Below are 10,998 nucleotides of genomic sequence, written 5' to 3'. Positions count from 1 at the left end.
CCTTCCGGCGAGCCGAGAAAGTCGTAAGTGTCCTTGGCGGCGAGCGCCTGCACCAGCGCATTCGGATCGGCAAGGCCGATATCCTCGACCGCCATGCGCACGAGCCGCCGCGCGATATAGAGCGGGTCCTCGCCGCCGGCGAGCATGCGCGCGAGCCAGTAGAGTGCCGCGTCGGGGTCCGAGCCGCGCACCGATTTGTGCAGCGCGCTGATGAGATTGTAGTGCCCGTCTTGGCTCTTGTCGTAGATGGGCGCGCGGCGCTGCACGAGCTTGACCAGGGCCTCGCGGTCGAGCGGCGCCTCGACCCCCGACGCCGTGGCCAGGAACACGTCCTCGGCGAGATTGATCAGCCCGCGCCCGTCGCCGTCGGCCATGTTGATCAACGCTGCGCGGGCGTCGGCGGTCAACGGCAGCTTGCGTTTCTCGTGCGCCTCGGCGCGCTCGAGGAGCGCTTCCAGCGCCGCCTCGTCGAGCCGCTTGAACACGAGCACGCTTGCCCGCGACAGGAGCGCCGAGTTGAGCTCAAAGGAGGGGTTCTCGGTCGTGGCGCCGACCAGGATGATGGTGCCGTCTTCCATATGCGGCAGAAAGGCATCCTGCTGCGAGCGGTTGAAGCGGTGAATCTCGTCGACGAAGAGCAGCGTGCCGCGCCCCTCCTCGCGCCGCGCCTTGGCAGCGTCGAACACCTTGCGCAGATCGGAGACGCCCGAATGAATCGCCGAGAGCTGCTCGAAATGATGATCGGTCACCTCGGCGAGAAGCCGCGCGACGGTGGTCTTGCCGGTGCCGGGCGGTCCCCAGAAGATGACCGAGGCGAGCCTGCCCGCGTTCACCATGCGCCGGAGGCTCCCCTCCGGCCCAAGGAGGTGCTCCTGGCCGATGACCTCGTCGAGGCTCTTGGGGCGCAGGCGGTCGGCGAGCGGCCGCGGCGCGCTGTCCGACAGTCCGGCAGCCTCGAACAATGTCGCCGCGGACTTTTTCATGGTCAGCCCGAGATCGCGAGGTTGAACACTTTGCCGTCGCGCTCGACCGAGAGCCGCCAGCGGTCGCCGGAAAGATCGAGCGCCGCGGCGAGCTGGGCGACGGAAGAGACCTTTTCGTTGTTCAGCGAGACCACGATGTCGCCCCGCTGAACGCCGATCCGCGCGGCAGGCGTATCGTCCTTGACGTCGAGCACGACTACGCCCTGCCGCGTGTCGTCGTCGACGCCGAGTTCCTGCGCCACGGCAGGCGAGAGATTGGCGACCTTGCAGCCCGACAGCGGATGGTGCCCGGTGAGTTCGCGCGCGTCGCGCGGCGGGTCCTCGACCGGGGCGAGCAGGGCGATGGTCGTCGTCATCTTCTGCCCCTTGCGCAACAGCGTGAGTTCGGCCGTCCCGCCGATGCCCTTGGTGAGGAAGCGGTAGTCGAAGGCCTGCGGGTCCTTGACCTCCTTGCCGTCGACGCCGATCACCACGTCGCCGGCGGCAAGCCCGGCCTTGGCGGCGGGGCCCTTGGCCGCGACTTTCGCCACCAGAGCGCCGGAAGGCGTCGGCAGCCCGAGGGAATCGGCGATGTCCGAGGTCACCGGCTGAAGCGTGGCGCCGAGCCAAGGTCTTTGCACCGCCGCCACGCCCTTGAGCGCGGACTGAACCACGAGCCGCACCATGTTGGACGGAATCGCAAATCCGATGCCGTGCGAGCCGCCGCTGCGCGAGAAGATCGCCGTGTTGATGCCGGCGAGCTTGCCGTCCATGTCGACGAGCGCCCCGCCCGAATTGCCGGGATTGATGGCGGCGTCGGTCTGGATGAAGAACTGATAGTCGGAAATGCCGACCTGGGTGCGGGCGAGCGCCGAGACGATACCGCTCGTCACCGTCTGGCCGACCCCGAACGGATCGCCGATGGCAAGCACGAGATCCCCGACCTCGAGACTGTCCGAATCGGCGAACTCGATGACCGGAAACTTGGCGCCCTTGGCGTCGAGGCGAAGCACGGCGAGGTCGGTGTGCTCGTCCTTGAGCACGACCTTGGCCGGGAACTCGCGTCCGTCGGAGAGCGCAACCGTGATCTCCGCCTCCCCGCCCCCCTGGATCACGTGGTTGTTGGTGACGACGAGGCCGCTCGGATCGACCAGAACACCGGAGCCGAGCGAGTTCTGGATGCGCTCGCGCGGGATACCGAAGCGCTCGCCGAACAATTGGCTGAAGAACGGATCGTCCCCGAACGGCGACACGATCTGTTGCACGGTATGCTGCACATAGACGTTCACCACGGCCGGAGCCGCCTTCTTCACCACCGGGGCGAAGGATTGCTTGACGGCGACTTGGCTCTCGGGGACGACGCGCTCGTGCTGCGCCTGCGGTTCAGGCGCCGCGCGCTGCTGAGCATCGGCCGGGGGCGCCACCCCCGCGCCGGCGGTCAGCCAGACAGACAGGAAGACGATGCCAAGTTTACCCGATGAATTTGCCAAGATGTCCATCGCTCATAATTGCCGGTCGCGTTAAGCCTGGAAGCACCTAGCTTCTCCTATAACCCAAGGCGAATCTGGAAGGAAACTGGGGCGGTTTGACACCGATTCAAGGCTTACCGGGCCTTGCCGGCCTTCGTCATTCTACTAAGATGCCGCCGGCGTGTTGCGAGAAAAAGGTCAACGACACCCTGGGAGAGAAACGCATGCGTATGATGAAATTGGCCGCGATCACCGGCTTGGCCGTCGTGATCTCAACCGGCTCTGCCTACGCGATCACGGTCAAGAAAAGGATCGAGGCACCGGGCTTGCCGCCAGAGGTTTGGGCGGAAATCGGCGCATTCTGCGCCATCGAGAAGTGGCATCCCGCGGTCGCCAAATGCGAGGAGACCAAAGAGGGTGACGTGACCTTCCGCACGCTCACGCTGAAAGACGGCGGCAAGATCAAGGAGAAGCTGACCGGCACCGAGGACGTAGCCTACACCTACGAGATCGTCGAGAGCCCGCTGCCGGTGAAGAACTACAAGTCCAAGCTCTGGCTCGAGGCCGACGACGAGCCCGACCGTACCGTTATCTTCTGGCAGTCCGACTTCGATCCCGCCGACGGCAAGACCGAGGAGGAGGCGAAGAAGGTCATCACCGGCATCCTCGGCGACGGCGTGAAGGGCATCAAGAAGCTCGCCATCGAGACCTGGGACAAGAAGCATCCCGACGAGGCGCAGCAAGACGACGACGACGACAAATAGCCGGTGGGCATTCCTTCAAGAACGGTCATGGCCGGGCGAAAGCCCGGCCATCGCGTTTCTGGCTCTGTGTGGGTGAGCGGAACGAGCGGCCGCCGGCTACGCCGCGGCCTCTTCCTGTTCTTGCGTCGGCCCTGAATCGGCGCCGCGCGCGGACACGTCGCGGTCGACCAGCTCGATGACCGCCATCGGCGCGGAATCGCCGTAGCGGAAGCCGGCCTTCATTACCCGCGTATAGCCGCCGGGACGATCCGCATAACGGGGGCCGAGCGTGTCAAACAGCTTCGCCACGGTGGCCTCGTCGCGGATGCGCGAGAAGGCGAGACGCCGCGCGTGGAGATCGCCACGCTTGGCGAGCGTGATCAGGCGGTCGGTGACGCGCCTGAGCTCTTTGGCCTTGGGCAGCGTGGTCGCGATCTGCTCGTGCTTGATGAGTGCGGTGGCGAGGCTCGCGAAGAGCGCGCTGCGATGGCTCGCAGTGCGGTTGAGCTTACGGCCGGCGTTACGATGGCGCACGGGGAGAACCTCCGGTTCTCGAAAGTCAGAAATCAGAAATCGGAAATCAGAAAAAAGCCGTCACGACGCTCGATCCTGATAATCCGCTCCTCTTCCCAACCTCCGACTTCTGAATTCCGACTTCTGACTTCTGATTCCGGCTTCTGATCAGTAATGATCCTCGAAACGCTTGGCGAGCTCTTCGATGTTCTCCGGCGGCCAGTCCGGCACTTCCATGCCGAGATGGAGACCCATCGAGGCGAGCACTTCCTTGATCTCGTTCAGCGACTTGCGGCCGAAGTTCGGGGTGCGCAGCATCTCGGCTTCCGTCTTCTGGATCAGGTCGCCGATATACACGATGTTGTCGTTCTTGAGGCAGTTGGCCGAGCGCACCGAGAGCTCGAGTTCGTCCACCTTCTTGAGCAGCGCCGCGTTGAACACGAGCTCTGGCTGCCGCTCGAGGGCGACTTCCTTCTTCGGCTCCTCGAAATTGACGAACACCGAGAGCTGGTCCTGCACGATGCGGGCGGCGAGCGCCACGGTGTCCTCGGGCCTGACCGAGCCGTCGGTTTCGATGTCCATGGTGAGCTTGTCGTAGTCGAGGATCTGGCCCTCGCGGGTATTCTCGACGCGGTAGGAGACCTTGCGCACCGGGCTGTAGAGCGAATCGACCGGGATATAGCCGATCGGCGCATCGTCGGGACGGTTGCGTTCGGCCGGCACATAGCCTTTGCCGGTCGAGGTGGTGAACTCCATGCGGATCGAGGCGCCCTGGTCGAGGGTGCAGATCACGTGCTCGGGGTTTAGGATCTCGATGTCGGAACCGCCCTCGATGTCGCCGGCCTTGGCCACGCCCGGGCCTTCCTTCTTGAGCACCATGCGCTTCACGCCCTCGGAATGCTGGCGGAGCGCGATCTCCTTGATGTTGAGCACGATGTCGGTCACGTCCTCGCGCACGCCGGGAATCGAGGAGAATTCATGCAGCACGCCGTCGATATGCACCGAGGTGATGGCCGCGCCCTGGAGCGAGGACAACAGCACGCGCCTCAGCGCATTGCCGAGAGTGAGCCCGAAGCCACGCTCGAGCGGCTCGGCGACGACCGTAGCGAAACGCTGCGGATCGCGGCCCGAAATAACGTTGAGCTTGGTGGGCTTGATGAGATCTTGCCAGTTCTTCTGGAGCACCGGTGAAGCCCTTTCTTGGTCCATAAGCGGGGCCGCCTGGCCCAGCTTGCGAATATCCTCGTGCAACATTTACGGGTAGCTTGCCTTTCTTGTCAGACGCGCCGGCGCTTGCGGGGCCGGCAACCATTGTGCGGAATCGGCGTCACGTCACGGATCGAGATGATGTTGAAGCCGGCCGCCTGAAGCGCGCGCAAGGCCGACTCGCGGCCCGACCCGGGTCCCCTCACCTCGATCTCGAGGTTCTTCATGCCGTGCTCCATCGCCTTCTTGCCGGCATCCTCGGCGGCGACCTGAGCGGCGTAGGGCGTCGACTTGCGCGAGCCCTTGAACCCCATCGCGCCGGCCGACGACCAGGAGATCGCGTTCCCTTGCGCGTCGGTGATGGTGATCATCGTGTTGTTGAAGCTCGCATGCACGTGGGCCACGCCCGACGTGATGTTCTTCTTTTCGCGGCGGCGAACTCGCGCCTTCTCCTTGACCATGCTCTATTCCCGTATTGTACGAAGTTTCAAGGCGGCGCGAGGCGAACGGCTGTGAAGCCCGGCCTCGAGCCCTGGAATACCTACTTCTTCTTGCCGGCAATCGGCTTGGCCGGGCCTTTGCGCGTGCGCGCATTGGTATGGGTTCTCTGGCCGCGGACCGGCAGCCCGCGGCGGTGACGTAACCCGCGATAGCAGCCGAGGTCCATCAACCGCTTGATATTCATGGCGACATCGCGCCGCAGATCGCCCTCGACCACATAGTCGCGGTCGATCACCTCGCGGATCTGGATGATCTCTGACTCGGTCAGCTGGCTGACCCGGCGCTCGGCCGGAATCGCGACCTTCTGGCAAATTTCCCTGGCAAAGGCATCGCCGATGCCGTGGATATAGGTCAGCGCCACCTCGACCCGCTTGTTGGTCGGGATATTAACGCCTGCAATTCGGGCCACGAAACGCCTCCTCGAGCACGTGCTAAGGTGCTGAAATTAAAGCCAGAGTCTCTAGTCTGAACACGATAAGACCGACCGCGGAAAGGTAGACACCCCCCGAGGACCGGTCAGTCCGCTTTTCATGCAGCGGGGGCTTATGTAGCGATTCCGCTTGACAAGGTCAACCGGCGCTATTTGCCCGATTTCTTCTCCTTTATGCGCAGACGCCGTCGAGCGCCTTGTCGATGTCCTTCTGCACGGTCGCGATGTCGGCCATGCCGTCGACCGTCCTCACCTTCCCTTGCCGCGTGTAGTAGTCGATCAAGGGCTCGGTTTGCGCGTGGTAGGCCTTGAGCCGCGACCGCACCACCTCCTCGTTGTCGTCCTTGCGCCGCACGAACTGCGTCCCGCCGCAGCGGTCGCACACGCCCGGCACCTTGGTCGGCTTGTAGATGTCATGATAGCCCTCCCCGCAATTGGCGCAGGCGAAGCGGCCGGTGATGCGCTCGACCAGCGCTTCGTCATCGACCTCCATCACGATCACCCGGTCGACCCGCTTGTTGCGCTCGGCGAGCAGCCTGTCGAGCGCCTCGGCCTGGGCGATGGTGCGGGGAAAACCGTCGAGGATGAAGCCCTGCCCCGCCGCACCTTCGTCCATGCGCTCGGCGATCAGCTTGATGACGAGCTCGTCCGGCACGAGCTCGCCGCGCTCCATGATCTCGCCGGCCTTCCGTCCGAGCTCGGTGCCGGCTGCAACCGCCGCCCGCAGCATGTCGCCCGTGGACAGCTTGGTGAGGCCGTGCCCGTCCTCGAGAAGCTTGGCCTGAGTGCCTTTGCCCGCCCCGGGAGGACCGAGCAGGACCAAGTTCATCGGTTTCGCCTCGCGCCTCTGAGCCGCGCCCGCTTGATCAGGCCCTCATATTGATGGGCAAGCAGATGGCTCTGGATCTGGGCGACAGTGTCCATGGTGACGCTCACCACGATGAGCAGCGATGTGCCGCCGAAATAGAACGGCACGCCGGCATAGGAGATGAGGATTTCCGGCAGCACGCACACGGCGGCGAGATAGATGGCGCCCACCACCGTGATCCTGGTGAGCACGTAGTCGATATATTCCGCGGTACGCTCGCCGGGCCTGATGCCCGGCAGGAAGCCGCCGTACTTCTTCAAATTGTCGGCGGTGTCCTTCGGGTTGAACACCACCGCCGTGTAGAAGAAGGCGAAGAAGACGATCAGCGACACGTAAAGGAGAATGTGCACCGGCTGGCCCCGCCCCAGCATGGCGGTCACCGTAGTGAGCCATTCGGGCCCCTGCCCCGCCGAGAAGTTGGCCACCGTGATCGGCAGAAGCAGCAGCGACGAGGCGAAGATGGGCGGGATCACGCCCGCGCTGTTCAGCTTGAGCGGCAGATGCGAGGCATCGCCCTGGAACATGCGATTGCCGACCTGGCGCTTCGGATATTGCACGAGCAGCCGCCGCTGCGCCCGCTCCATGAACACGATGATGCCGACGACCACCACGGCCATGACGAGGAGCCCGATGATCAGCCCGGTCGAAAGCGCCCCCTCGCGGCCGAGTTCGAGTGTGCCGACCACGGCGTGCGGCAACTGCGCAACGATGCCGGCAAAGATGATGAGCGAGATGCCGTTGCCGACGCCCCGCGCGGTGATCTGCTCGCCAAGCCACATCAGGAACACGGTGCCCCCGACCAGCGTGATCGCGGTCGTGATGCGGAACATGAGTCCGGGATCGAGGACGATATTGCCCGCGCCTTCGAGACCCACGGCGATGCCGTAGCCTTGCAGCGCGGCAAGAAGCACGGTGCCGTAGCGGGTATATTGGTTGATCTGCCGGCGGCCCTGCTCGCCTTCCTTCTTCAATTGCTCGAGATGCGGCGAAACGGTGGTGAGCAGCTGGATGATGATCGAGGCCGAGATATACGGCATGATGTTGAGCGCGAAGATCGCCATGCGCGCGACCGCACCGCCGGAGAACATGTTGAACATGCCGAGGATGCCGCTCTGGTTCTGCCGGAACACCTCGGCCAGCGCCTGCGGGTTGATGCCGGGGATCGGGATATAGGTGCCGAGCCGGTAGATCAGGAGCGCGCCGAGCGTGAACCAGATACGCTTCTTGAGTTCCTCGGCCTTGGCGAAAGCCGCAAAGTTGAGATTGGAGACGAGCTGTTCCGCGGCTGAGACCATTCGAGCGCTCTCTTCCCTATGCGAGGATCGCCGGCGGACGCTTCAGGCGCCCGCTAGGGTCACTCGGACTTGTCCTTCTTAGCGGGCTTCGCCTCGCCGTGCTCGGCCTTGCCTTCGGGCTTCGGCTTCTTGGCCTTGGGCGCCTCTGCCTCACCCTCGTCCTCGGCGGCCTTGGGCTTGCCGCCCTTGGCCGCCGCCTTGGCGGCGAGGGCCTCGCGCTTCTTCGCGCGCTTCTCGGCCTTGATGAAATCGGCGGCCGGCTTCTCGCGACCGGTAATCGACCTGAGCGTCACCGTCCCGCCCTTGGCCTCGACGGCCTTGACCGCGCTCGCCGATGCGCCGGTCACCTCGAAGACGAGCTTGCCTTTGATCTCGCCCGAGCCGAGCAGACGCACGCCGTCCTTGGCGCGGCGGATGAGGCCGGCTTCCTTGAGCGCCTCGACCGTGATCGTCTTGGTGCCGTCGAGCGTGCCGGCGTCGATCGCGCCCTGGATCTTGCCGAGATTGAGCTCGTTGAACTTCTTGGCGAAGATGTTGTTGAAGCCGCGCTTCGGCAGGCGCCGGTGAAGCGGCATCTGGCCGCCTTCGAAACCTTTGATGGCGACGCCCGCGCGCGCCTTCTGACCCTTGGTGCCCTTACCGGCGGTCTTGCCGAGGCCCGAGCCAATGCCGCGCCCGAGTCGCTTCTTGGCGCTGGTCGCGCCCGGGTTGTCCCTGATCTCGTTCAAACGCATCTGTCTCGTCCTTTAGGCCTACTTCTCGTCGACGATGCGAACGAGATGGCTGATTTTGGCCACCATGCCGCGCACTTGCGGGCTGTCGATCAGCGTGCGGCGCTTGTGCATCTTGTTGAGGCCGAGCCCGATCAGCGTCGCGCGCTGAATATAGGGGCGCCGGATCGGACTCCCAATCTGCTCGACGGTGATCGTCTTCCGTTTCGATGTGTCGGCCATGTCTAAAACCTTGCCTATTGGGCGTTACGCCTCTGCCGGGGCCGCGGCATCGCCCGCGCCGTCCCTGCGGCGGGAGACGATCTCGCTTACCTTCTTGCCGCGCCTCGCGGCGACGCCACGGGGGCTATCTTCGTGGCGCAATGCGTCAAAAGTGGCGCGGACCATGTTGTAGGGATTTGAGCTTCCGAGCGACTTGGCGACCACGTCCTGGATGCCGAGCGTCTCGAACACGGCGCGCATCGGACCGCCGGCGATGATGCCGGTGCCGGGGGGCGCCGCGCGGAGCACGACCTTGCCCGAACCGTGATGGCCGGTCACGTCATGATGCAGCGTGCGGCCTTCGCGCAACGGCACCTTGACCAGGTTGCGCTTGGCGGCTTCCGTCGCCTTGCGGATCGCCTCGGGCACCTCGCGCGCCTTGCCGTGGCCGAAGCCGACGCGGCCCTTCTGGTCGCCGACGACCACGAGCGCGGCGAAACCGAAACGCCGTCCGCCCTTCACCACCTTGGCCACGCGGTTGATGTGCACGAGCTTGTCGACGAACTCGCTGTCGCGCTCGCGCTCTTCGCGCTCTCTTGCTTGCGGGGCTCGTGCCACCTCTTGGTCCTTTCCGAACGACTAGAAATTCAAGCCAGCTTCGCGCGCGGCCTCGGCGAGCGCCTTGACGCGCCCATGGTAGATATAGCCGCCGCGATCGAACACCACGTCCTTGACGCCCGCCTTCAGCGCGCGCTCGGCGACGAGCTTGCCCACGGCGGTCGCCGCCGCAAGATCGCTGCCCTTGGGCAGATTGCCCTTCAAATCCTTGTCCAGCGTCGAGGCCGCCGCGACCGTCCGCCCGGCGCTGTCGTCGATCACCTGCGCATAGATATGCTTTGAGGAGCGGAACACAGACAGGCGCGCACGCCCGTTCGCCGCTCGCTTCAGCGAGTGGCGGACCCGGCGCGAACGCCGCATGAAGCTTTCATTCAACGCGCCCATCGTTCTCGTCCTACTTCTTCTTGCCTTCCTTGCGGAGGATGAACTCGCCCGCGTACTTGATGCCCTTACCCTTGTACGGCTCAGGCGGCCTGAACTGCCTGATTTCGGCCGCCACCTGTCCGACCTTCTGCCGGTCGATGCCGGTGATGACGATCTCGGTCGGCTTCGGGCACACCACTTGGATGCCTTTCGGGATCGGGTAATTCACGTCGTGGCTGTAGCCGAGCTGTAGCTGAAGGCTCGAGCCTTGCACCGCCGCGCGATAGCCGACGCCGGTGATCTCGAGCCGCCTGGTGAAGCCTTCGGTCACGCCGGCGACGAGATTGGCGACCATGGTGCGCGTCATGCCCCACAGGGCGCGCGCCTCCTTGGTGTCCTCGCGCATGGCGACCTCGATGTGGCCTTTGTCGAGCTTGGCGACGATGGCATCGGCAAGGACGTGCTTGAGCTCGCCCTTGGGGCCCTTGACCGCCACCTCCTGGCCGTTCACCGTGGCCGTCACGCCGCTCGGAACCACGACCGCCTTTTTGCCGATCCGCGACATCGTTCAAACCTTCGCTTCCAAAGCCCGCCTAGAACACGTTGCAAAGAATCTCGCCGCCGACATTCTCGGTGCGCGCGCGGGAATCCGACATGACGCCCTTCGGCGTCGAGAGTATGGCGACGCCGAGCCCGTTGGCCACGGTGGGCAGATCCTTGACCGAGGAGTACACCCGCCGGCCGGGGGTCGACACCCGCTTGATGTCCTTGATCACCGGCTCGCCGTCGAAATATTTCAGCTCGATCTCGAACTCCGACCGGCCGCCCGAATAATCGACGCGCGCATAGCCGCGGATATAGCCTTCCTCGGTCAGCACGTCGAGCACATGCTCGCGCAGCTTGGAGGCCGGCGTCGTGACCTTGGCCTTGCGCCGCATCTGCGCGTTGCGGATGCGGGCCAGCATGTCACCTAGCGGATCATTGATGCTCATCGATCGTCCTTACCAGCTCGACTTGATCATGCCGGGGATCAGGCCCTGGCTTCCGAGTTCGCGCAGCGCGATACGCGACATGCGCAGCTTGCGGTAATAGCCGCGC

General features: G+C 64.7%; 14 protein-coding genes and 2 pseudogenes. 1 reads left to right on the top strand and 15 read right to left on the bottom strand.

The features are described from left to right. Positions 1-983: replication-associated recombination protein A (locus VFB18_RS00370; protein WP_324970292.1), on the bottom strand; the 983-nt coding region annotated here is incomplete at its 3' end. A gap of 2 nt (positions 984-985) precedes the next feature. After that, a complete protein-coding gene (locus tag VFB18_RS00365) occupies positions 986-2,386 on the bottom strand; it encodes a DegQ family serine endoprotease (protein WP_414675612.1) in 1,401 nt (466 codons plus the stop codon). Between the two features lie 269 nt (positions 2,387-2,655). Here VFB18_RS00365 and VFB18_RS00360 point away from each other — a divergent pair, with 269 nt between their 5' ends. Continuing rightward, positions 2,656-3,195 carry an SRPBCC family protein gene (locus tag VFB18_RS00360; RefSeq protein WP_324970290.1) on the top strand — a complete coding sequence of 180 codons (540 nt, stop codon included), beginning with the start codon at positions 2,656-2,658 and terminating at the stop codon, positions 3,193-3,195. A 96-nt stretch (positions 3,196-3,291) separates the two neighbouring features. On the opposite strand, the gene rplQ is transcribed toward VFB18_RS00360, so the two are convergent. From rplQ to VFB18_RS00295, 13 genes and pseudogenes are all read right to left on the bottom strand, one after another. Continuing rightward, positions 3,292-3,708: a 50S ribosomal protein L17 gene (gene rplQ / locus VFB18_RS00355; RefSeq protein WP_324970289.1), complete on the bottom strand. Its 417-nt coding sequence runs from the start codon at positions 3,706-3,708 to the stop codon at positions 3,292-3,294. A 147-nt stretch (positions 3,709-3,855) separates the two neighbouring features. Then, a complete protein-coding gene (locus tag VFB18_RS00350) occupies positions 3,856-4,896 on the bottom strand; it encodes a DNA-directed RNA polymerase subunit alpha (protein WP_324970288.1) in 1,041 nt (346 codons plus the stop codon). Between the two features lie 68 nt (positions 4,897-4,964). Continuing rightward, positions 4,965-5,354, bottom strand: coding sequence for a 30S ribosomal protein S11 (gene rpsK, locus VFB18_RS00345; protein ID WP_324970287.1), 390 nt, complete (start codon positions 5,352-5,354; stop codon positions 4,965-4,967). 80 nt (positions 5,355-5,434) lie between these two features. Continuing rightward, positions 5,435-5,803 carry a 30S ribosomal protein S13 gene (gene rpsM / locus VFB18_RS00340; protein ID WP_324970286.1) on the bottom strand — a complete coding sequence of 123 codons (369 nt, stop codon included), beginning with the start codon at positions 5,801-5,803 and terminating at the stop codon, positions 5,435-5,437. Between the two features lie 193 nt (positions 5,804-5,996). After that, on the bottom strand, positions 5,997-6,653 hold the full coding sequence (locus VFB18_RS00335; protein WP_324970285.1) for an adenylate kinase: 657 nt from the start codon (positions 6,651-6,653) through the stop codon (positions 5,997-5,999). Further along, on the bottom strand, positions 6,650-7,987 hold the full coding sequence (secY, locus tag VFB18_RS00330) for a preprotein translocase subunit SecY (protein WP_324970284.1): 1,338 nt from the start codon (positions 7,985-7,987) through the stop codon (positions 6,650-6,652). The genes VFB18_RS00335 and secY overlap by 4 nt, the downstream gene beginning before the upstream one ends. 269 nt (positions 7,988-8,256) lie before the next feature. Continuing rightward, positions 8,257-8,721 (bottom strand): annotated as a pseudogene (gene rplO, locus VFB18_RS00325) (50S ribosomal protein L15); the annotation flags it as partial. A gap of 18 nt (positions 8,722-8,739) precedes the next feature. Beyond that, a complete protein-coding gene (gene rpmD / locus VFB18_RS00320; protein WP_324970283.1) occupies positions 8,740-8,940 on the bottom strand; it encodes a 50S ribosomal protein L30 in 201 nt (66 codons plus the stop codon). Positions 8,941-8,964: 24 nt separating this feature from the next. Then, positions 8,965-9,537 (bottom strand): 30S ribosomal protein S5, encoded by a 573-nt coding sequence (gene rpsE, locus VFB18_RS00315; RefSeq protein WP_324970282.1) that lies wholly within the window; start codon positions 9,535-9,537, stop codon positions 8,965-8,967. A 21-nt stretch (positions 9,538-9,558) separates the two neighbouring features. Then, a complete protein-coding gene (rplR, locus tag VFB18_RS00310; RefSeq protein ID WP_324970281.1) occupies positions 9,559-9,921 on the bottom strand; it encodes a 50S ribosomal protein L18 in 363 nt (120 codons plus the stop codon). 10 nt (positions 9,922-9,931) lie between these two features. After that, entirely contained in the window at positions 9,932-10,465 is a 534-nt protein-coding gene (rplF, locus tag VFB18_RS00305; protein WP_324970280.1) for a 50S ribosomal protein L6, read from the bottom strand. A 28-nt stretch (positions 10,466-10,493) separates the two neighbouring features. Beyond that, on the bottom strand, positions 10,494-10,892 hold the full coding sequence (rpsH, locus tag VFB18_RS00300; RefSeq protein ID WP_324970279.1) for a 30S ribosomal protein S8: 399 nt from the start codon (positions 10,890-10,892) through the stop codon (positions 10,494-10,496). Positions 10,893-10,901: 9 nt separating this feature from the next. Beyond that, positions 10,902-10,998, bottom strand: a pseudogene (locus VFB18_RS00295) (30S ribosomal protein S14); the annotation flags it as partial.

Origin of the sequence: Methyloceanibacter sp. (assembly GCF_035650995.1) — a bacterium.
GTDB lineage: Bacteria > Pseudomonadota > Alphaproteobacteria > Rhizobiales > Methyloligellaceae > Methyloceanibacter.
The sequence above is the reverse complement of the archived record's forward strand: the minus strand, read 5'-3'. Positions and strand labels throughout refer to the sequence as shown.

Bases quoted from the DNA above. Each gene is read 5' to 3' on its own strand.
- VFB18_RS00360 (WP_324970290.1), top strand. From the start codon at position 2,656: ATGCGTATGATGAAATTGGCCGCGATCACCGGCTTGGCCGTCGTGATC.
- VFB18_RS00350 (WP_324970288.1), bottom strand. From the start codon at position 4,896: ATGGACCAAGAAAGGGCTTCACCGGTGCTCCAGAAGAACTGGCAAGAT.
- rpsK (WP_324970287.1), bottom strand. From the start codon at position 5,354: ATGGTCAAGGAGAAGGCGCGAGTTCGCCGCCGCGAAAAGAAGAACATC.
- VFB18_RS00335 (WP_324970285.1), bottom strand. From the start codon at position 6,653: ATGAACTTGGTCCTGCTCGGTCCTCCCGGGGCGGGCAAAGGCACTCAG.
- secY (WP_324970284.1), bottom strand. From the start codon at position 7,987: ATGGTCTCAGCCGCGGAACAGCTCGTCTCCAATCTCAACTTTGCGGCT.
- rpmD (WP_324970283.1), bottom strand. From the start codon at position 8,940: ATGGCCGACACATCGAAACGGAAGACGATCACCGTCGAGCAGATTGGG.
- rplR (WP_324970281.1), bottom strand. From the start codon at position 9,921: ATGGGCGCGTTGAATGAAAGCTTCATGCGGCGTTCGCGCCGGGTCCGC.
- rplF (WP_324970280.1), bottom strand. From the start codon at position 10,465: ATGTCGCGGATCGGCAAAAAGGCGGTCGTGGTTCCGAGCGGCGTGACG.
- rpsH (WP_324970279.1), bottom strand. From the start codon at position 10,892: ATGAGCATCAATGATCCGCTAGGTGACATGCTGGCCCGCATCCGCAAC.